This is a genomic window from Bacteroides sp. Phil13 (assembly GCF_001940965.1).
Taxonomy (GTDB): domain Bacteria; phylum Bacteroidota; class Bacteroidia; order Bacteroidales; family Bacteroidaceae; genus Bacteroides; species Bacteroides intestinalis.
Genome location: NZ_MSHA01000072.1, coordinates 1 through 23,080, shown reverse-complemented (window position 1 = coordinate 23,080; position 23,080 = coordinate 1). Strand labels below are relative to the sequence as shown.

Here is a 23,080-nt window from a genome sequence, read left to right as displayed (position 1 = left end):
GTTTACTTCAACTGTTTTATATACTCTGATGGAGACATCCCGTATTCCTCTTTGAAACATTCTCTGAAATAAGATACGGAGTTCAGCCCAACCTGATGGGCTATTTCTGAAATATTATACTTTCCTGAGAGCAATAGTTGCTCTGCCTTCCTGAGCCTCAGTTTACGGATAAATTCTCCTGTTGACATCCCAGTCAGGGCTTTTATTTTTCTGTAAAGAGAAGAATAACTCATTGATAACTCCTGGGCTATTGTGGGTACATCTATTTTTTCATCCATCAAGTTTTCTTCTATGATCCTTGTTATTCTCTCAATGAATTCATTATCTATTTTGTTTAATGATTCTTTGATGATAGATTGCTTAAGATGGGTGCTTGAAGATATTAAGGAAGCTATTTTTCTCCTTCCTTCTAATAGATTGGCCACTCTGCTTTTAAGTAAAGATGCGCTGAAAGGTTTGGTGACGTAGGAATCGGCACCGGCATCATATCCTTCTGTTTTATCTTGTAATGTGTCTTTCGCTGTCAGTAGTATTACAGGAATATGGCTGGTTGCAATGTTATTTTTAATTTCCTTGCATAACTCGATCCCATCCTTCACGGGCATCATGATATCACTGATAACTATATCGGGAATACTTGTGAAGGCAACCTGGCATCCTTGTTCTCCATTCTCTGCAACAATAACATCGTAAGCACCCATCAGTGCTTCAGCAATATAATCACGGATGTCGCCCTCGTCTTCTACTACTAAAACGATGGGTTTGCTTGATTTCTCTTCATCTATGGATTCTTTGAGATTAGTATTGATATGTATGGCATCGGGATAGGAATTATTGGTTATTAACCGGACACGGAAGGAAGAACCTACATTGGGTTCACTATCCACCAGGATAGTGCCCTCATGCAAATCTACCAGGTTTTTCACTAAAGCGAGTCCTATACCGAATCCGGGTATGTTTTTTCTTATATTAGTTTGATAATACCGTTCGAATATACGTGAGATATCTTCTTGGGGGATTCCGATTCCTGTGTCAGCTATCTCAATTTCGGTGTATTCTATATCATTAGCTATTACTGACCGCAAAGCAAGCGTGATATTTCCTTTATAGGTATATTTGAATGCGTTGGATAAAAGATTATCAACAATCATGGATATTACTTCCTGATCAAAATAGAGCTGTGTCTTGTCTGCATCAGTAATTATATCAAATGTGATATCGGTATTTCTGTTCAGTTCTTTATATTTGAAACCGATTTCCTGAATCTTTTCGGCAATGTTTCCTTCAATTACACATAACTTCTTATTTTGAGTTTCTGTTTTACGGAACTCCAATATTTGAGTGACCAGATTTAGCAAGCGGATTGTGCTTTTATGAATAAGAGAAATCTTTTTCATGTGTTCTTTTTGTATTCTTGAATCGCATTGTAAATCCTCAAGTGGGCCGAGTATTAATGTTAATGGAGTTTTCAGTTCGTGAGTGATATTGGTATAAAATCTCAATCGTTCCTCATTTAATTCCTGCTGTTTCTGGGCTTTTTCTTTTTCGAGTGATAAAGAACTATGTAACTGCAAACGTTTTTTATAAGATCTGATAATGAAGAATACAATGGTGGCTATACTTACTATATATATCAATTTAGCCCACCAACTGAGCCAAAACGGAGGATTGATGCTGATGAACAGTGTTGAGTAGTTAGTTTGCCATTCCTGATTTTTATAACGCGCCTTAATATGCAATTTATAGTTACGATAAGGAATATTGCGAAATGTGACTTGATTATCTCCTCCTATATTAATCCAATTTTCCTCCAATCCTTCCAGTTTATAGGCATATTCAACTTTACCTTGCAGGGATTTGTTCATGACGTTGAACGTTATGCTGAATATATTTTGATTATGGTTAAGCATGATTTTTCCGTCTGTCATAGGTATGGATGTGTCAATTGCATCTTCGTGAGGGTTTCTGCCATAGACTTTGAAATCGGTAAATATTACCGGAGGAAGAATTATATTTGAAGGTTTGTCTTTGGGATTAAAGTAGCACACGCCATTGATACTGCCGAAATAAATAGTTCCGTCTTGTGCCTTACCAACTGAGTTGTTCATATATGTACCAAATAGGGTACCGTCCTTATGGTCATAATTTAGGAATCTTTGCTCTGACTCGATGAAACAACTGATACCTGAATGGGTGCTCAGCCAGATATTACCTTCCGAATCTTCTTCAATGGAACATACCAAATTACAGGCTAATCCGTTTTGGGTATTAAACAATTGGTAAGTATCTGACTGCTCATTGGGGAATAAGACTAATCCTTCTGTTGTTGCAATCCAAATTCTGTTTTTAGAATCCCTGAATATCTGGTTGATTACACAATTTTCGAATATAGTGTGCTCATTTATATGTTTCATGGTCTTACTCTCCGGATTATATATACTAATTCCTTTATTGAGAGTGCCGATCCATATATTCCCGTTTTTATCTTGTGAAATAGCTCTGATTTCATTAGTTAATAGTTGGCTGTTCTCTTTATTTAGAAAATCTTTTTTCTTAGTTATCAGGTTGTAAATTTCCAACCCGTTGCTGCTGCCAATCCATACATTTCTCTGGTTGTCTTCAAAGAGACAATAGATAACCGAACCGTTTCCCTGCGGAGTGTAATGGATGAATCTGTCTTCTTTGCTTATAAAAACATCGATCCCCATTTCATTATACATATTTCCAAACCATAAATCTCCGTTAGAATCTTTTAGAGAAGAATGATAAGCATTTGATGAGATATCTCCTGTATCATGGGAATAAAACATACAATTCTTACCATCAATGTTGACATTGATACCTCCCCCGTCGGTTCCCATCCATACATTGCCATTGTCAGCAACACATATTGTTAATACTTCTTTGTCATTGAGCCCGTTAGTGACTCCCGGTATCTTATTAATTCTCCAACTATGAAAGAAGGATGAAGTGCTGCTGATAAAGCTAGCTCCTCCGCCGTTTGAACCTATCCAAACGTTTTTGAAGGAGTCTTCAAAGACACAATAAACGGTTGGATTTGATATTCCCCAATAAATATCTTGAATAAACATATGATTAACATTCTTTTTCCCGGATAAAATCAGGTCTGTGTCTTTGGAGTCAAAATAACAAAGATCAGAGACTGTACCTACCCATATTCGGCCATCACTGGTACTATAGACATTATAGACAGCTCCTTGCATCGTATAGTGAATTCCACTGACATCTTTGAAATTGCGGAATGTTTCTCTGAAGGGATCAAAAAGCGATAGTCCGCAGTTGGTTGCAATCCAGATTTTAGAATTGGTATCAACAAATATAGAATGGATAGTATTATCCGGAAGTGAATTTTTGTTTTGAGGTGAATGAGTGAAATTCTTAAAACTGTTGTTATCCGGAGAGAAAATAGTGAATCCGCTATAGGTATGTCCGAGGTATAAATCACCATTACTGCTTTCAGCCAGTGTCATGATATCATTTGAGGGAAAATCAGGAACTGTCGATGTATTATAATGTATGAACTGTGAATTGTCGGGATTATATAAATCTAATCCTTGATTCGTTGCAATCCATACATTCCCGTTGGAAGTGACCAGAATATCTTTAATTTCATTGGATATCAGTGTCTCCGGGCTATTTTTATCATGCAAAAAAGATGAGAATTGCTGTGTTGCACAATCAAATACGTTCACGCCCATCCATCTGTTGGCAATCCATACCTTATTATTAATAGTGTCTGTAGCAATTTTATTAATATCATTGCTATTAAGCAATTCTTTATTGGGTTCTTTTAGATAGACAGTAAATTTGTCTCCGTCGAATCTATTAAGTCCATATTTGGTTGCAAACCATGTGAAGCCATATTTGTCTTGGGCAATATCTGTTACATAGTTACTGGATAGTCCATCTTTCATGACTAAATTAATAGTCGGAATCTGCTGGCAGAAACCTTCTATGGAGTAAACTACTAACGAGAGTAATAAGATTAACTTAAATGGGCCGCTCTGTTTCATCTTTCTACTATTTTCATCTTCAAAATTACTGCTTAATCTCAAACAAATACAAAAATCAGCATTAATAAGCACAATGATGGTCGCAATCCTTCCAAAAATCACCCACAATTCTGTCATTGAAAAAATAGCGGCGGTATTCTGAATGATACAGATGCCTGAAGTCTTGGCTCGAATTTACCTTTGTCCGGTGAAATCTTTTGGAGAGCTAATTCTCCATGCTATGTGAAACCTTAAAATGATTGCCTATGAGAAGCACATAAGAGTTACAGTTCTTTTTTATTTCATTAGCTGAAAAACATAATGAATGAGTTTAAGTAGTTAATTTTAAATCACTATTATTTTATGAAACATTTTCTTATTTGGATTTTCTTGTTTTTTTTCGCTATGTCCGGTCTTGCGCAAAATTTGAATATCAAAGGGCAAATTACGGATACATCCGGTGAATCGATTATTGGTGTGAATGTAAAGGTGAAAGGTAAGGATACCGGGACTATAACGGATATAGACGGAAACTATCACCTTCAGGCTGCTCCGAATGATATTTTGGTTGTCTCTTATATCGGTTTTATTACTCAGGAAGTGCCTGTGAAAAATAGAACGGTTGTTGATATACGTTTGATAGAAGATGTGAAAGCATTGGATGAAGTGGTAGTAGTGGGATATGGAACACAACGTAAGGCTGACTTGACGGGTGCCGTTATACGTGCAGATATTAAAACGTTGAAAAGGTCTCCCAATTCAAATGTATTACAATCTTTGCAAGGAAATGTTCCGGGACTTAATATTGGGCAGGTGACTAATTCGGGAGGTACTCCGTCGATGTCTATCCGCGGTACGAATACTTTGGGAGGAAACAAGGATGTTTTGGTCATTCTGGACGGAATCATTTATACAAGTTCGTTATCTTCTATAAATCCTGATGACATTGAATCTATTGATATCCTGAAAGATGCAAGTTCTACTGCTGTATATGGTGCACAGGCAGCCAATGGAGTAGTTATGATTACCACTAAGAAAGGTGTGGAAGGGAAACCGAAAATCACTTTCTCCAGCAGTTATACATTTTCTAACCCGACCCACAATTATCGTCCGATGAATCGTGAAGAGTATCTGGATAATGTCAGAGACTTCTATTATACGGAGGCTTTCCTTGGACCTGATTATACTACCCCTAATCCAGATTTTGATCTCGCGTCTAAATTGCCGGATGCTCCGTTGAGGGATGAAAATGGAAATGTCAGTCCTTATAATTATAACTGGTGGGACGAAGGAACACAAAGCGGACATCTGTTTGAAAACCGTTTTAATATATCCGGTGGCAGTAAATCCATCAATTATATGCTTTCGTACTCCAATACGGATCAACGTGGATTTATAGTGAATGATGATTTTAAAAGAAACAGTGTTCGTCTGAATCTGAATGCGGAAGTAGCTCCCTGGTGGAAGATAGGAATTCAGACTTTTGGTGCATTTGTGAATCAGGATGGTGCGGAGCCTGGTTTGTGGAATCTGATAACCCAATCTCCATTGATTGAACCTTATGACGCAGATGGTAAGATAAAGCCATATCCTTTTAATACATTGGATACCAATCCTTTTATGGGATCGGATATTGATGATTACGAGCGTCATAATTACTTTTTCGGTAATATATCGTCCGAAATAAAATTGCCTCTTAAAGGGTTAGTGTATCGGTTGAATTTTGGTAATAACTATAGGATAGACAATCATTTTCAGGCCAGCCAGTATGGGTACAATCTGCAAGGAGAGGCTTATAAAGAGCATACCGGCTACTATGATTATACTATAGACAATATTCTGGCTTACAATGCTACATTTGGCGAACATCATATTGATGCCACATTATTATATGGGGCTTCAGAGCGTAAATACGATTATACAAAGGCTTTGGGACAGGGATTTACACGTATGACTTTGGGCTATAATAGTCTGGAACAGGCAACAACGCGCTATGTATATTCGGATGCTTGGAGAGAGGCTCTTTGTTATCAGATGGCCAGGGTCAGTTATCGTTTGATGGACCGGTACTTGATAACGGGTACAGTGCGTAGAGATGGTTTTTCGGGATTTGCGGCGAATAATAAATATGCCACTTTCCCTTCCATAGCTTTGGGATGGATTATCTCAGAAGAGTCTTTCTTTAAAATACCCTGGATTGATTATCTGAAACTGCGTGGGGGATATGGTATCAGCGGAAATCAGACCAGCAGATATAAATCTTTGTCTACAGTGGCTTCTGAGATCAGATATATTTTTGGTGATGGTGGAAAGCCTGTAATAGGACAGGAGATTTCGGCTTTGGGAAATAATAATCTGAAATGGGAAAAAACAGCAGGGATAAACTTGGGGCTTGATTTCACAATTCTGGGTCAGAGACTCACTGGTTCCGTTGAATATTATTCGACAACTACGAAAGACTTATTGTATGATGTGGCTTTGCCCGATATTACGGGATTTTCAAAGATTGCTTCTAATCTTGGAAAAATCAAAAACAAGGGTTTCGAATTTATTCTCACTTCGAAGAATATACAGACTTCTGATTTTAAATGGACTACTTCACTCAATTTCTCGACAAACTCCAATAAGATCGTAACTTTGACAGGAGAAGATAATGACGGAGATGGCATAGAGGATGATAACATATCCAGTAATCTGTTTATAGGCCAGCCCATTTCTGCGGTATATGGGTATGTAGTGGATGGCATTTATCAGTTGGGTGATGATATACCTGCCGGTTTCCATCCGGGCAATTATCGTATTGTAGATATGACCGGAGAGGGAGAAATAACTCCTGAAGACCGTGTCATTTTAGGTAAAGGAGATCCGGCTTACCGGTTTGGTATTATGAATACGTTGGAGTATAAGAACTTCACGCTTAGTTTCTTTATCAATTCTGTTCAAGGAGGAAAGGATGGATATCTGGCAGCCAACTCTTCTTCGTTAGTTAGAGATCAGAATAATCTGCGCTGGAATCGTATAAGTGCATGGGATTACTGGTCACCGCGTAATCCGGATGCAGTCTATGCACGTTCCATTAGTACCCCGAAAATAACTCCTACGGTATATGAAGACCGGAGCTTTGTACGTTTGCAGGATGTTTCATTGTCTTATGCTTTTCCGAAGTCTGTTACGAATAAGGTCGGTTTGAGTGAAATTGATCTGTTTTTCAGTGGGAAAAACTTGCTGACTTTTACAAAATGGCATGGTTGGGACCCGGAAGCCGGAAGTACTTATTCAGGCAGACCGGTAATGAGAAGTTTTTCTTTTGGTGTTAGTCTTACTTATTAATCTGATTTATTATGAAAATAAAAATATATACTATTAGCTTGTTACTTTCAGCAGTGCTGGGTTCGTGCAGCAGTTCTTTTTTAGATGAGAAGCCTTTGGATTTTATGAGTGCAACCAATTCCTTTCTTACCCAAGAGGACATTGATTGTTCTGTAAATAATCTCTATTACCTGATAAGAAGAGAATTCTATAGCAGGGACGAAAATCGTCCGATGGATTACCTTTATGGTACGGATATTGTTTATGATGGTGAACCGAATGGTACGGAGCGACATTCCAATATGATTTCAGCTTATCATTCAACCGGTAATATTGCATCGGTACACTGGTCATTGCTTTATCATACCATTTCAACTGCTAATACTATTATCGACCGTCTGCCTGTTTCTGAAGTATCAGAAGAACAAAAGACGATTGCTGAAGCCAAAGCCCGTTTTTTTAGAGGATTTGCATATAGGACCTTGGCTTATCTTTACGGTGGGGTACCTCTTTTATTGACGGAAGTCGTTGAACCCAAGTTTGATTATGTCAGGGCATCAAAAGAAGAGGTGTTGAAGCAGGCACTTACGGATGTAGAGTTTGCGGCTGCTCATTTACCCAGTTTGTCCAGTGTGCAGGATGGAGAAGTTTCTAATGCGGCTGCATATCATTTGCTTTCAGAACTTTACCTGGCAACAGCTCAATATCAGAAAGCGGTGGATGCTGCCACAACAGTCATCGATGATCCGGCTACCGGACTGATGTACAATCGCTTTGGTTCCAGAGCTAATGAAGTTCCGGGAGATGTATATTGGGATTTATTCCGAAAAAACAATCAGAACAGAGGTTCCGGAAACACAGAAGGAATCTGGGTAATTCAGATTGAAACTGACATTCCCGGCGGCAGTGGTTCCTTGACAGCCAAAGACCAGACATACACTTTGGAAAGGCATCACGCTCCGATGGTTCGTGACGTGAAAGCACATGGCATGAATCCTTTTAGTTGGCCGATTGGTGACTATACCGGAGGTCGTGGCATTGGTTGGGCCATTTCGACCCGATATTTCAGTGATGAGATATGGAAAGATGATTTCTATGGAGACATGAGAAACGCAAATCATAATTTTGTGAGAAAGTTTGCAGTTCATAATAAAGAGTATGCCAGACTTTATGGGGACAGTATTGACACTCAGAATCCGCCAGCAGGGGTTACGGTTCCATCCCGTCCGCTCTATGCTTATCAATCAAAGTGTACTACTCCGTACAATCATCCGGATGGTTTGTATTCCAATTCCAAAACTTTTGCGCTTAACAGTGGAGCCGGTGCTACATATACGGATCAATATATGTTCAGGCTTGCCGAAACTTATTTGTTGCGTGCTGAGGCTTATCTGGCTTTAAATGATAAGGATAAGGCAGCGGCTGATATCAATGTGATTCGCAATAGAGCTCATGCTAAACCTGTATTAGCATCTCAGGTAACAGTGGATTATATTCTGGATGAGAGAATGAGAGAGTTAGGCGTAGAAGAAAGACGTAGAATAACGTTGATGAGAATGGGAAAGCTTTACGACCGCGTGATGAAATGCAATCCCTATTATGCTAAGGAGATGGAAAAACATTATGAATTATGGCCAATACCTTATAAGGAAATTGAAGCTAACAGAGGAGCTGTGTTAGAACAGAACCCCGGATATGAATAAAGATGATAAGTAGTAATTAAAATATAGTTTATGTTATGATGAGATTTTGGTTTGTATTCATGTCTATGTTTCTTCCGGTAATATGCTGGGGACAGATTATTATTAAAGAAACCGGAGGCATGACGGCCTTTCCGTTAGTGTCTTCCCATAAGACAGTGATTTATTATGATGCCGGAGATTATGGTGTAGTAGAAAAAACAGCTTGTCTTCTGGCTGAAGATATAAAGCGGGTGACTGATAAGAAGGTGTCTGTTTCTTCGAAAAAGGTTTCTTCGGAGTATGCTGTTGTTGTGGGAACAGTGGGACATAATACTTTTATTGACCGATTGGTGGCAGAGGGACAATTAGATGTGTCGGCTATTCGTGGTGGTTGGGAACAGTTTGTTGTTAAAACGATAGATGATCCTGCCAAAGGAGTGAAAAAAGTGCTTGTCATTGCCGGATGCGACAGGCGTGGTACAGCCTATGGCGTATTCACACTGTCAGAGGCTATAGGAGTGTCTCCTTTGTACTGGTGGGCCGATGTGCCAACAAAAAGAAAGTCTCAATTATATATTGAGAACATAAACTATGTTTCTCAGGCCCCGTCTGTTCAGTACAGGGGTATCTTTATTAATGATGAAGGTTGGGGAATAACTCCGTGGGCCGGAAAAACGTTTGATAAAGAACTGGGCGACATCGGACCGAAAACTTATGCTAAGGTGTGTGAACTGATTCTCCGGATGAAAGGTAATATGCTGGCACCTGCGATGCATCCTTCTTCGGGTGCTTTTAATAAGTATCCTGAAAACAAATTAGTTGCTGATAGTTATGGAATTATAATGAGTTCTTCTCATTGCGAACCGTTACTCTTTAATAATGTAACGGAGTGGGATAAAAAAACAATGGGAGAATGGAATTATATAACTAACAAAGGAGGAATCAATAAGATACTCGACCGACGGGTTTCCGAGAATGCCCCGTATGAAAACATTTATACGATTGCTATGCGTGGTATTCATGACGCCGGACTCGTAGGTGTTCCCAAAGATAAAGAAGTCAGCTTGGTAGAGGAGGTCATTGCTGACCAAAGAGGTATTTTGAAGCAACATGTAGATTCTCCTCTTGACTCTATCCCTCAGATTTTTGTTCCCTATAAAGAAGTGCTTGATATCTATGAAAGAGGGTTGAGGCTTCCGGAAGACATTATGTTGGTTTGGCCGGATGATAATTTCGGTTATATCAAACGATTGAATAATAAGGAGGAAAGAAACCGTAAAGGCGGATCGGGCGTATATTATCATATTTCATATTTAGGCGAGCCGCATGACTATTTGTGGTTGAATACAACTCCTCCGGCATTGATGTTCGAAGAAATGCGCAAGGCTTATGATACCGGAGCAAAACGCTATTGGTTATTGAATGTGGGAGACATCAAACCGGGTGAATTGGGTATGAAAACATTTCTGGATATGGCCTGGGACATTGATAAATTCAATTTTGATAATATAAACAATCATCAGGTGGACTTTCTGGCTTCCATATTTGGTGAAAAGTATAGGGAAGATATTGACGATATAATGAACAGTTATTATCATTTAGGTTTCCAGCACAAACCGGAGGCAATGGGATGGGGATATGAATGGAATAACGAACATGCTCAGGAGAGAATGACGGATACAGACTTTTCTTTCGTAAATTATAATGAAGCAGAAGGCAGAATGCAAGAGTACGACCGTATTTCTGATAAGAGCGAAAAGATATGGAACACGTTGCCGGAATCTTATAAGGCTGCTTTTTATGAGCTGGTTTTCTATCCTGTGAAGGGAGCAGCGCTTATGAATAAGAAAATGCTGACTGCGCAGCAAAACAGATGGTACGCGCGTCAAGGACGTGCAGCAACCAACTATTTGGCTGATAGAACAAAGGCTTATCATGATAGTATCGATTATTATACCGGTAAGTATAACTCCCTGCTTAATGGTAAATGGAACCATATGATGGCTCTGGCACCCGGATGGACTGCTACTTATCAGAAGATGCCGCCGGTAACGACCATCGATGTACCGCAGAAAGCAGAAATGCGTGTTTTTCTTCCGGGACAGGACTCTCCTTTGGGAAAGATTACATTGAATGTACTTCCTTGCGTAAATCCTTATACCCGGAAAGAATCTTTTATTGAATTGTATAATATGGGAGAACAAGCATTTACGTGGAATGCTAAAGTTTCGGATTCGTGGATCAAACTCAGCAGGCAGAGCGGAACCACTCTTCTGCAAGAACGGATTATTGTATCTGTTGACTGGTCGAAAGTTCCGGTAGGAGAAAGGGTAACGGGTGAAATTGATATTATATCCGGCAGCAATCAGGAAAAGATTTACTTGCCTGTTTTCAATCCTGCTTATCCTACAGTCGGCGAGTTGAAAGGATGGTATGTGGAGGATAATGGTTGTGTATCTATCAATCCGGGAAAATTTCATAGAAAAGTGGAGAATGAAGATATAAAAATGAAAGTAATAGAGGGATTGGGATATGAGAACCAGTGTATACAATTAGGAGAGGCTACAAAATCTGTTCAAAATCCACGTCGTTCCAGACAGGCTGCCAAAGTGGAATATGATTTTTATACTTTTAATGCCGGTTCAGTAACGGTTTATACGTATGCATTACCTGTTTTTCCGGTGAATTCGGAACGTGGCACTTGCTTCGGCATAATGATAGATGATGGCTTGTTGAAATATGCCTCGAATAATGCAAAAGAATATTCTGGTGAATGGAGGGAAAATGTATACCGCAATAGTACGATAAATGCTGTAACCCTAAACATTGATAAGCCGGGCAAGCATACTTTGAAATTGATATGCTCTGACCCGGGTATGATTATTCAAAAGGTGGTGATAGATATGGGAGGAATGAAGCGCTCTTATCTTGGCCCTGAAACTACAATCGTACGATAATGAGTCAGACTTCTATATAAAGAAGAGCGGCTGTCATTTCATAACGACAGCCGCTTTTTATTGCCTGTATAAATCAGATTAGTATTTGAAGTTTTCCCCCTTCACATAAATCTTGAAATCCTTAATGCTTCCCGGTACTTCGCTTTCCATTCGGGGTAAGCATTGGAAACCAGTCACGGCATGACTGGCGCCCAGATCGATTACAATCGTATGCGGATAAGGACTACCTTTCTCTGTGCTCCAATAGGTGGATTCCTGAAGGTCGAAAGTCTTGTCGGCAGAGCGGTTGACGTGAGCCACGTCTTCGCTGTCGGCATACTTCACAATCCAAGGCTCGCGGGACAAACGGCTACCATCCTTGTCCAAGAAATACATTTCGGCAATACAAGCCAGGTCTTTTCCATCCTGTGAGTTTAATGCTTCAATGCAAACATAGCGTCCGGTAACCGGTTTGTTGAATTTAACTTCCTGCCAGCCGTTACCCGGTTTGAAACTTCCCGTGAATACAGGCTTTTCACCTGACAAGTTCAGGTTTTCGCCTTCATTGCGATGTGTCAAGGGTTTCTGTACAAGCAGCTGGTCAAGGAGCGGTTCACTTAAACCTTCGGACTTAGCTTCTTTAGGGCCTACGATGTCGAAAACTACGATTTCATTCTCACCTTTCTTCAACCAGCATCCCGGTACATAAAGAGTCTGCTGAGGACCGATCTCCCAGATACGGCCTAATGCATAACCGTTCACATAAACCAGTCCTTTGCCCCATGTTTCGAAGTTCAGGAAAGTGTCGCTCGGTTTCTTCACCTGGAATTTAGCACGGTAAACACCCGGAATACGTTGTCCGAGGCGGTCTGTCAATGACTCTATCGGCTGGAACTTCATGCCCTGATAGAATTCATAAGTATCTTCAATGTTGAAAACTTCCCAGTTCTTCAGGTCACAAACGAAAGGATATCCGTTGATGTCCATAGAAAGTTCTACGTTTTTCGTGATTCCTTTGAAGTCTTTGATGGCACGACCGAAGTTAATGCGGCCCATGGCTTCTACCAGAATATCAAGTCTGGAGCCTTTGACGCAGGCGGGGAGTACCAATTGCTTTTCACCGTTTCTTCTGTCGAGCTTGCCGATGTATTTCCCGTCTACGAATACTTGAGCATAGTCGTGCGCATCGTTTACTGTGAGGGTAGCGGGTGATTTCAATTCAGGCAGGGTAGTGCGGTAGAGGATGCTTCCGAAGCCTTGGTTATATTCTTCCATGGTGCGGATGTTTTCATCCTTCTTTGCTGCGGGCAGGTTCTCGAACAGTGGTGCCATTTCTGTGAATCTGAAAGCAGGGATGCTGATAGGTTTGATCAGTGCAGGTACTTTCGCCTGTTTCTCACCATCCATATATTTCGCCATGGCTTCTCTCAACGCCCAATACTTAGGAGTTGTCTGACCGGATTCACTGATAGGCGCATCGTAATCGTAAGACGTCACATCGGGTGCAAAGCCGGGAGAGTTGGCGCCTGCCCAGTGTCCCCAGTTCGTACCTCCATGTGTCATATACAGGCTGAATGAAATACCTCTTGATAACATATCGTCGATACCTTTGATCATATCAGCAGCAGGACGCGTTTCGTGGTTGGCACCCCATTTGTCGAACCAACCGCTCCAGAATTCAGAACACATCAGCGGACTGTTGGGACGAAGCTGTTTCAGTTTGGCAAATTGCTGGTCGACGTTGGCGCCTGTACCGAAGTTCATGGTCCAGATCAGGTCATCGAGTCCGTTCAGGGTGAAGTTAGAAGCCCAGTCGCATTGGAACAGAGCGATGTCATTTCCGAAGTTGGCACGTACGATGTCTCTGATTTGGGATACATACCCTTTATCTTCTCCGTAAGATCCATATTCGTTTTCTACCTGTACCATGATGATGGGGCCGCCATTGGCAATCGTCAGGTCTTTCACTTGCTTGGCAACGGCTTCTTCGAACAGAGCTACACGTTCAATGAAGTAAGGATCGGATTCGCGCAGACGCACATCCTTTTTCTTAAGCAGCCACCACGGCAGACCACCCATTTCCCACTCGGCACAAACATACGGTCCGGGGCGGAGGATGACATACATATCATTTTGCTGGCACAGACGGCAGAACTCAGCCAGGTCGTTTTGCTCCGTAAAGTCGTATACACCGGGTTGCGGTTCGTGAGAGTTCCAGAATACATAGAGGCAGACAGTGTTCATACCCAGTGCTTTGCACAATTTGATGCGCTGATCCCAATAAGGTTTCGGGATACGCGGGTAGTGCAGTTCAGCAGCTTTTACCACAAACGGTTTGCCGTTTAACAGGAAAGTTCCTTTGCCGGCTTCAAAACGGCCTTGATTTTCGAAATTGTCGAAGTTCCATTTATCACGCCAGGGGATGGTGATTTTATCACCTTCGAAGGAGAAAGGAAGCCATACATAACGTGAATTTTCCAAATCTTTCTTGTTCCAGCGGTCGAACAAGGCGATATACATATCTTTCTTACCCATTACTTTCTGCACGTAAGTGCTTTGAGCATAGAAAGTCTTGTCGGCATCTGTTCCGGTACAAGGGTTGCCGATTGTTTTCCATTCACCCATGATGGAGTCTGCTACTGCCAGTTCTGCCTGATTGGGATCCCAACCGGTACAGCCGGAAGAGAGCATGTAGTATTTTCCGTTACGTTTGAAGACGGCGGGAGCTTCGCGGCTTTCCTTGACGAAGTTACGGGTATAGCGTCCGCTCGGTCTTTGATAATCGTCAGTCAATTCGCTGATGTACAGCGTTGCATTGTTTTCTGATGAATAAAAGTGGTAGGCACGGCCATCATCGTCTACGAATACGGTTTGGTCGCGGCTCATGGCACCGTTGGGACGGAAACTGCCCAGATAGGTGAATTCTCCGATAGGGGAGTCACTGATGGCTACTCCGGCGCATGCCTTGCTGTAGTCGGCACTTTCCACGTGTGCCCACATCACGAATTTCTTGGTTTTTGGGTTATAAATCACCTTCGGACGTTCCAGTACCTTGCTGGTGTGCAGGTCGTGGCCTTGGTCATCCTTCACTGCGGGAAGCACGATGCCTTCGAACTTCCAGTTCAGCAGGTCTTTGGATGAATAGCAGCTCACACCGGTTACATCTGTGCGGTAACACTCCCATGTGGCCCATTCGGGCAGGATGGTTTTACCTTTTTTGTACTCACCGTACCAGTAGTACGTTCCTTCATGGTAGAGGATACCGCCACCATGTGCATTGATGGGGTTACCGTCGGTGTCGTTCCATACTTCACCCGGCACGATGGCATTGTTGGCGGTTACTTGTTTTTGGGCTTGCGCTGTAGCGGCTCCAAATAAACAGGCAACAACTAATGTCATACTCCAGAAAATGTTTCTCATGATTTGAATGGTTTATTGTTAGTTTACGAATTAATTTCTGTTGCAAAGATAAGAACGACTTCTCATTTAATGTTCCACAAATAATTCAATATAGGTAGACAGATGTTTCAATTTAATACGATTTATAATTTATATCTTTGTAGTCAGTAAACGAAATTATAGAAAACATTAACATGAAACACTTACAATGGTTATTGGCAACTGCCTGTATGCTTGCGGTTTGTCTGTCTGTCTCTGCTCAAAGTGGCAAGAAAGTAAAAAGTATCTCGCCTGAAAAATGGGTAAAATCGAAAGTCTGGAGTGAAGGTTTGAAGGCGAAGCCCCATTCTTCTACGAATTTAGCGGAATTCAAAGCGCAGTACGAAGCGAATCCGGAACAATGGAAGGCGGCTTTTCGCTGGTTGGCGTCGCACGACCTGACTACTATCGAGAAGGGAAAACATCCGATAGAAGGAACATCACTTGTGGTTTCTGTTGAAGATAGTAAGAATGAACCGTTAGAGAAGCGGACATCCGAATCACACCGGAAACATATAGATTTGCAGTATGTGGTGAAAGGAACGGAACGTTTTGCATTGCTGGACCATGAATCTTCAAAGGCTAATTGCGAATATAGTGAGAAAAAAGATGTTATTCACTATGATTTTGATCCGGAAAAAACTACCTTTATCGACTCTGTTCCCGGTGAGTTTTTCTTGTTCTTCCCGTCCGACTGGCATATTGCAAAGATAGCTACGGATAAGGAAGATCAGGATATAAGGGTGATCGTGATTAAGTTGGATTATATGTGATATACGCGCGTACCTATATATATGGTATATAAGAAATCACTAAAGAATTACCGGAGTATGACCTGCTCCCTACCAACTCCCTGTCAAGTCCGTACCAACTCCGTACCAAGTCCAAGCGTATAGATACGGAGTTGGTACGGACTTGGTAGGGAATTGAATATGTCCGATAATGGATAAGACTATTATTTGCTTTGCCGGAATGCGATTGCTTGATCAACCAGAAAATAGAAGAATCTGGCAGATATGCTATCACCAGCTACCGTTAATGCTTCCGGGTGGAATTGCACTCCCCAGATAGTTTTTCCTTCAATGTTTTCAATGGCTTCGGGAATACTGTCCGTAGCCCATGCCGTAATCCGGAAACCGGGTGCCACTTGCTTGACGGCCTGATGATGGTGGGTGTTGGTAAATAGTTGTGTCTCTCCTGTTATCCGTGCCATTTCAGAATCGGGAAGCAAGTTGACTGCATGAGTGGGTACACTACTCGGTTCTTCCTGATTATGTCGCACGGTAGTATCCGGATGTTGGGCTGGAATATCCTGATAGAGTGTGCCACCGAATGCTACATTGATTAATTGTTCGCCCCGGCAGATTCCCAACATGGGTACACCACGTTGCGCTGCAAGGCGGATAAGGGAAATATCATAAACATCACGCAGTGAATCTACCTCTCCCAGTTGTTCGATAGGTTCTTCATTATAATAAGAAGGATGTATATCCGCTCCTCCAATTAAAATAATCCCGTCCAGCCGACTGATGATGTCTGCCAGAACTATACTGTCTGTTGTGACGGGTATAAGCATTGGAGTGCCTCCGGCTTGTATGACTGATTCGGTATAAGTCGTTCGTGCAGACGAATAGTCGCTGGGATGTGAACAAGATAGGCCGATAAGAGGTCGTTGTTTGTGGGATGAATTTCCGGATTGACATCCGGTAAATGCTAGGAGGATGAGCAGTACAATAGATGATAGTAGTTCTTTCATTGTAAGTTTGGGGGTTAATGATTTTGCTGTAAAGTTAAGAAAATCTTTCTGTTAGTAGTGATGTGTTACATAACATAGTTTAGTAACACTATCGATTTATTGCTTTTCTTTTGATAAATTCATAATTTGCGCCTCACTAAAAGTTAAGGGTATGCGAAGGCATACTGAGTTATTCATTTTAAATCTTATATATCATGAAAGTATATCAGACGAATGAAATTAAGAACATTGCCCTGCTTGGCAATGATGGCTCGGGTAAAACCACTCTCACAGAAGCGCTGCTCTTTGAGAGTGGTATTATAAAACGTCGCGGCAGAATTACTGCCAAGAATACAGTCAGCGATTACTTCCCGGTGGAGCAAGAATATGGCTATTCAGTGTTTTCCACCGTTTTCCATGTGGAGTGGAACGGTAAAAAACTTAATATTATAGATTGTCCGGGAAGTGATGACTTTGTTGGAGCTGCCATGACAGCACTCAATGTTACCGATACTGCAATATTGCTTCTGAATGGCCAATATGGTCCTGAAGTAGGTACCCAAAATCATTTCCGATATACAGAAAAGTTAGGTAAACCGGTGATTTTCCTGGTGAACCAGCTTGACCATGAGAAGTGTGATTATGATATGGTACTTGAGCAGTTGAGGTCTGCTTATGGTTCGAAGGTAGTTCCCGTACAATATCCGTTGGCTACCGGACCGAACTTCAATTCGTTGATTGATGTACTTTTGATGAAAAAATATTCGTGGGGTCCCGAAGGTGGTGCACCTACTATTGAAGATGTTCCTGCAGAGGAAATGGAAAAAGCAACCGAATTGCATAAAGCATTGGTGGAAGCAGCTGCAGAACACGATGAAAGCCTGATGGAGAAATTCTTTGAACAAGAGTCTCTGACGGAAGATGAAATGCGTGAAGGTATCCGTAAGGGACTGGCTTCACGTGGCATGTTCCCCGTATTCTGTGTTTGTGCAGGTAAAGATATGGGTGTGCGTCGTTTGATGGAATTCCTGGGTAATGTGGTTCCGTTTGTAGACGAAATGCCTCCTGTACATAATACACGCGGTGAAGTTGTGAAACCGGATCCGAATGGACCTACATCCCTTTATTTCTTTAAGACCGCTGTTGAACCTCATATCGGTGATGTTCAGTATTTCAAGGTTATGAGCGGTAAAGTGCACGAAGGTGAAGACTTTACGAATGCTGACCGTGGTTCAAAAGAACGTATCGCCCAGATTTATGCTTGTGCAGGTGCCAACCGTATTAAGGTGGAAGAAATGGTGGCTGGTGATATCGGTTGTACTGTGAAATTGAAGGACGTGCATACCGGAAATACATTGAATGGTAAAGGCTCTGAAAATCGTTTCAATTTTGTTAAGTATCCGAATTCTAAATACTCCCGTGCTATCAAACCTCTGAATGAATCCGATACGGAGAAAATGATGGCTATCTTGAACCGTATGCGCGAGGAAGATCCGACTTGGGTGATAGAGCAGTCCAAAGAGTTGCGCCAGACTATTGTTCACGGACAAGGTGAGTTCCACTTGCGTACGTTGAAGTGGCGTTTGGAAAATAACGAAAAATTGCAAATCAAGTATGAAGAGCCGAGAATCCCGTATCGTGAAACTATTACGAAGGCGGCTCGTGCAGACTATCGCCATAAAAAACAATCGGGTGGTGCAGGCCAGTTTGGTGAAGTACATTTGATTGTAGAGCCTTACTACGAAGGTATGCCGGTGCCCGATACTTATAAGTTCGGTGGACAGGAATTCAAGATCAATGTGAAAGGTACTGAAGAAGTTCCATTGGAATGGGGTGGTAAACTGGTATTTGTTAATAGTATCGTGGGTGGTTCTATCGATGCACGTTTCTTGCCGGCTATCCTGAAAGGTATCATGGCTCGCATGGAACAAGGACCGTTGACAGGCTCATATGCTCGTGATGTGCGTGTAATCGTGTATGATGGTAAGATGCATCCGGTAGATTCCAATGAAATTTCCTTCATGCTGGCTGGTCGTAATGCATTTAGTGAAGCATTCAAGAATGCAGGTCCGAAGATTCTTGAACCTATCTATGATGTGGAAGTATTTGTTCCGTCGGATAGAATGGGTGATGTAATGGGTGACTTACAGGGACGCCGTGCCATGATTATGGGTATGAGTAGTGAGGCTGGTTATGAAAAGCTGAGTGCTAAAGTACCTTTGAAAGAAATGTCATCTTACTCTACAGCTTTGAGTTCTTTGACAGGAGGACGTGCTTCATTTATCATGAAATTTGCCAGCTACGAACTTGTTCCAAGTGATGTACAAGATAAGTTGGTTAAGGAGTTCGAAGCTAAGCAAGCTGAAGAATAAAAGACTTCACTTCGTCTGTTTTTATAATTTGTTAAAGCCGTTACTCCCTCAGAACGAGGGGTAATGGCTTTTTTATTAACACTGATTAAGAACATGTGCAAATGTGAATGTGAATAATTAATTTTTTATTAAATTTGCAAACCAAAGAGACTCCTATTTGTTATAATGCTCGTAATGCAACTTAAAAAACACTTTTCGGTTAATTTACGAGAACTTGCGGTTAAATCAGGTTAATGTGTTAGGAGTGTTAATTAGGGAGTGTTAATTTTGTGACTATGAAGAAGTCAACAATATGGATATTAGGCGTCGTTATGGGGTTGTCTTTCCTCAGTCTCTTGTACCTGCAAATCAGCTACATAGAGAAGATGGTAAAGATGCGTAACGAGCAATTTGATGAATCGGTGAAGCGTGGACTGATGGCTGCTTCCAAAGAAGTGGAGTCCGATGAGGTTGCCCGCTGGTTGCGGGAGGACATCACCGAGGCGGAAAAGAGAGCGTGGGAATTGACTGCGCAGGGTAAATCAGTGGTGCAGACACAGCGGTTTACGGCTACATCGCCGGATGGTTCTCAGTATTCAGCTATAGAACTGCAGACGATAACGAATAATCCGTCGGAGTTGCCGAGAGCGATGATTTCGCGTAAACATGGCGCTAAAACGATACCTAAAACAGCTCGCTCGTATGTCGATTTCGTGAAGAATCGTTATGTATACCAGCGTAACCTGTTGGATGAAGTGGCTTGGCAGATGGTGTATACGGCAAGTGACAAACCAATAGAGGAGCGCATCAACTTTAAGAATCTGGATCAGTACTTAAAGTCGGGTTTGGTAGATAACGGAATTGATCTGGCTTATCACTTTAAGGTGATTGATCGGGATGGGCGGGAAGTATATCGCTGTTCGGACTATGTGGATGAAGGTAATGAGTATTCTTATTCCCAACCTTTGTTCCTGAACGATCCACCTGCCCGTATGAGCATCGTAAAGATACATTTCCCGGGTAAAAGGGATTATATTTTCGACTCAGTCAACTTTATGATACCGTCGATGATATTCACCTTTGTACTGCTGATAACATTCATCTTCACGATTTATATCGTGTTCCGCCAAAAGAAACTGACGGAGATGAAGAATGACTTTATCAACAATATGACGCATGAATTCAAAACACCGATATCAACGATATCACTGGCAGCACAGATGTTGAAAGACCCCGCAGTGGGGAAATCACCTGCTATGTTCCAGCATATATCGACGGTCATCAATGATGAGACGAAACGATTGAGGTTCCAGGTAGAAAAGGTTCTTCAAATGTCGATGTTCGACAAGCAGAAGGCTACCTTGAAAATGAAGGAACTGGATGCCAATGAGTTGATTACAGGTGTTATCAACACATTCACCTTAAAGGTGGAGCGTTATAACGGTAATATAGAGTCGGAACTGAACGCAACAGACCCGGATATATTTGCAGATGAAATGCATCTTACGAATGTGATTTTCAATCTGATGGATAATGCGGTGAAGTATAAGAGACCGGATGCGGATTTGGAATTGAAAGTGAAGACCTGGAATGAACCGGGTAAGCTGATGATTTCTATCCAGGATAACGGTATAGGTATTAAAAAAGAGAATTTGAAAAAGATATTTGAAAAGTTCTACCGCGTGCATACAGGTAATCTGCACGATGTGAAGGGCTTCGGATTAGGACTTTCTTATGTGAAGAAGATCATAACAGATCACAAGGGAACCATCCGGGCAGAGAGTGAACTAAACGTTGGAACTAAATTTATTATTGCATTACCTTTACTTAAAAATTAATGATATGGACGAGAAACTGCGTATTTTATTGTGCGAAGATGATGAAAATCTTGGCATGCTTTTAAGAGAATATTTACAGGCGAAAGGTTATTCTGCCGAGTTATATCCCGACGGCGAAGCTGGATACAAAGCTTTTCTGAAGAATAAATATGACTTGTGTGTGTTTGACGTAATGATGCCAAAGAAAGATGGTTTCACACTGGCTCAGGAAGTACGTGCTGCAAATGCCGAAATTCCTATCATCTTCCTGACTGCAAAGACACTGAAAGAAGATATTCTGGAAGGCTTTAAGATCGGTGCGGATGATTATATCACCAAGCCATTCAGTATGGAAGAGTTGACATTCAGAATTGAAGCTATCCTGAGACGTGTACGTGGAAAGAAGAACAAAGAGAGCAATATCTACAAGATTGGTATGTTCACTTTCGATACACAGAAACAGATTTTGTCGACACCTGAAAAGCAAACGAAGCTGACTACTAAAGAGTCTGAACTCTTGGGCTTGCTTTGCGCTCATGCTAATGAAATCCTGCAGCGTGACTTTGCTTTGAAGACGATCTGGATTGATGACAACTATTTCAATGCCCGTAGTATGGACGTGTACATCACGAAGTTGCGTAAACATCTGAAAGAAGATCCTTCTATTGAAATCATCAATATCCACGGAAAAGGATACAAACTGATTACACCGGAGCCGGAAGCTTAATAAACTTCTGCTCTTCACGAAACAAAAAAGGCGGTTACTTTAAAAAAGTAACCGCCTTTTTTATTCTTTTCCGATGATTAGTCTGCCAATTTCTTATTGATAATAATGTATGAAATCAAACCCAGTACCATCAAAACTGCTGAAGTACCTAAAAGGGTATTGTTGTTAACATTACCGGTAAAAGAGCATGAAACTAAAATTACAGCTCCTACCAAGACTAATATCAAGCCCAGATTTTTTAATAAACCTTTCATGTGTGTGTATTTTAATAGATTATTATATTCTTGTCACAAAGAAAAGCATAATTCTTTAACAAGCGAAATTATTTTTGCAAAAAAACTATTATTGAGGGTAAATAGTTGGTTTTGCAGGCTTTCCATAAGCCGTTTATACTAATTCTTTCGCTGTATTTTGCACTAATCTTTCGTATTAAAAAATATTTTTCTTAATACTTCCTGACTTACGCGCAGTTCTTCCACAGTGATACTATGCAATGCCTCTTTCAGAGTTTGGTTGGCAATCACTCGTGCTTGTTCTTCCAGTTCCTTTCCATCTTTGGTGAGGTGGATCAGATTGGTGCGGCGATCTTTCTTGTCAGAGATACGAACCACTAAATGTTGGCGTTCCATATTATCTATCAGGCGCGTCATACTGGGTTTGTCCTTAAAAGTTGCATTACACAACTCTTGTTGCGTCACTCCATCTTTTTCCCACAAAAAGATAAGGACGGTCCACTGCTCCGGAGTAATCTCCAAACCGTTCTGGCGGAAGTTACGGGACAGTTTTCGGTTGATTGCGGCGGAAACTTTACCATTCAGTATGGCAAAGATAAGCCGGATGTCAAAGTTAAATTGCTCGATCATGAAATTATTGTTTAAACAACTTTGCAAAGGTAAGTCACTTCCATGATAAATCCTATCCTCGCGGCACAAAAAAACATTAAATGTTTGTAGATCAAAATAAAATCCCTACCTTTGCACCGCAAATTTTTAAACGAATTATTAATTCATTAATTAAACAAGTATGAATCAATACGAAACCGTTTTCATTTTAACTCCCGTTTTGTCTGATG

The 23,080-nt window shown here is 41.2% G+C and carries 12 protein-coding genes; 7 read left to right on the top strand and 5 right to left on the bottom strand.

The window, feature by feature from the left end; all coding sequences use genetic code 11:
- Positions 1-2: 2 nt before the first annotated feature.
- Entirely contained in the window at positions 3-4,034 is a 4,032-nt protein-coding gene (locus BWI44_RS13265) for a hybrid sensor histidine kinase/response regulator transcription factor (RefSeq protein WP_286814533.1), read from the bottom strand.
- A gap of 342 nt (positions 4,035-4,376) precedes the next feature.
- Here BWI44_RS13265 and BWI44_RS13260 point away from each other — a divergent pair, with 342 nt between their 5' ends.
- Genes BWI44_RS13260 through BWI44_RS13250 form a run of 3 tightly spaced genes read left to right on the top strand, consistent with a single transcriptional unit; the run spans position 4,377 to position 11,961 of the window.
- Entirely contained in the window at positions 4,377-7,343 is a 2,967-nt protein-coding gene (locus tag BWI44_RS13260; RefSeq protein WP_195208380.1) for a SusC/RagA family TonB-linked outer membrane protein, read from the top strand.
- An 11-nt stretch (positions 7,344-7,354) separates the two neighbouring features.
- A complete protein-coding gene (locus tag BWI44_RS13255) occupies positions 7,355-9,025 on the top strand; it encodes a RagB/SusD family nutrient uptake outer membrane protein (RefSeq protein ID WP_195208379.1) in 1,671 nt (556 codons plus the stop codon).
- A gap of 35 nt (positions 9,026-9,060) precedes the next feature.
- Positions 9,061-11,961 carry a glycosyl hydrolase 115 family protein gene (locus BWI44_RS13250; RefSeq protein ID WP_195208378.1) on the top strand — a complete coding sequence of 967 codons (2,901 nt, stop codon included), beginning with the start codon at positions 9,061-9,063 and terminating at the stop codon, positions 11,959-11,961.
- 78 nt (positions 11,962-12,039) lie between these two features.
- Here BWI44_RS13250 and BWI44_RS13245 read toward each other — a convergent pair whose 3' ends face one another.
- On the bottom strand, positions 12,040-15,360 hold the full coding sequence (locus tag BWI44_RS13245) for a beta-galactosidase (protein WP_117692209.1): 3,321 nt from the start codon (positions 15,358-15,360) through the stop codon (positions 12,040-12,042).
- Between the two features lie 173 nt (positions 15,361-15,533).
- On the opposite strand from BWI44_RS13245, the gene BWI44_RS13240 reads away from it, so the two are divergent.
- Complete coding sequence (locus BWI44_RS13240) at positions 15,534-16,151, top strand: NanQ anomerase/TabA/YiaL family protein (protein WP_044266363.1); 618 nt, start codon at positions 15,534-15,536, stop codon at positions 16,149-16,151.
- A 182-nt stretch (positions 16,152-16,333) separates the two neighbouring features.
- Here the strand turns inward: BWI44_RS13240 and BWI44_RS13235 are convergent, their stop codons facing one another.
- Positions 16,334-17,134: a gamma-glutamyl-gamma-aminobutyrate hydrolase family protein gene (locus BWI44_RS13235; RefSeq protein ID WP_195208377.1), complete on the bottom strand. Its 801-nt coding sequence runs from the start codon at positions 17,132-17,134 to the stop codon at positions 16,334-16,336.
- A gap of 194 nt (positions 17,135-17,328) precedes the next feature.
- Between BWI44_RS13235 and fusA2 the strand changes: the two genes are divergently transcribed.
- From fusA2 to rprY, 3 genes are all read left to right on the top strand, one after another.
- Complete coding sequence (gene fusA2, locus BWI44_RS13230; protein WP_138291885.1) at positions 17,329-19,485, top strand: elongation factor G2; 2,157 nt, start codon at positions 17,329-17,331, stop codon at positions 19,483-19,485.
- 275 nt (positions 19,486-19,760) lie between these two features.
- Positions 19,761-21,302, top strand: a complete 1,542-nt coding sequence (locus BWI44_RS13225; RefSeq protein WP_138291886.1) for a sensor histidine kinase — start codon at positions 19,761-19,763, stop codon at positions 21,300-21,302.
- 4 nt (positions 21,303-21,306) lie between these two features.
- Positions 21,307-22,008, top strand: coding sequence for a response regulator transcription factor RprY (gene rprY / locus BWI44_RS13220; RefSeq protein WP_007660039.1), 702 nt, complete (start codon positions 21,307-21,309; stop codon positions 22,006-22,008).
- A 77-nt stretch (positions 22,009-22,085) separates the two neighbouring features.
- Here the strand turns inward: rprY and BWI44_RS13215 are convergent, their stop codons facing one another.
- Both BWI44_RS13215 and BWI44_RS13210 read right to left on the bottom strand, forming a co-directional pair.
- Positions 22,086-22,262: a hypothetical protein gene (locus BWI44_RS13215; RefSeq protein WP_007660038.1), complete on the bottom strand. Its 177-nt coding sequence runs from the start codon at positions 22,260-22,262 to the stop codon at positions 22,086-22,088.
- A 162-nt stretch (positions 22,263-22,424) separates the two neighbouring features.
- A complete protein-coding gene (locus BWI44_RS13210; RefSeq protein ID WP_007660037.1) occupies positions 22,425-22,871 on the bottom strand; it encodes a MarR family winged helix-turn-helix transcriptional regulator in 447 nt (148 codons plus the stop codon).
- Positions 22,872-23,080: the final 209 nt, after the last annotated feature.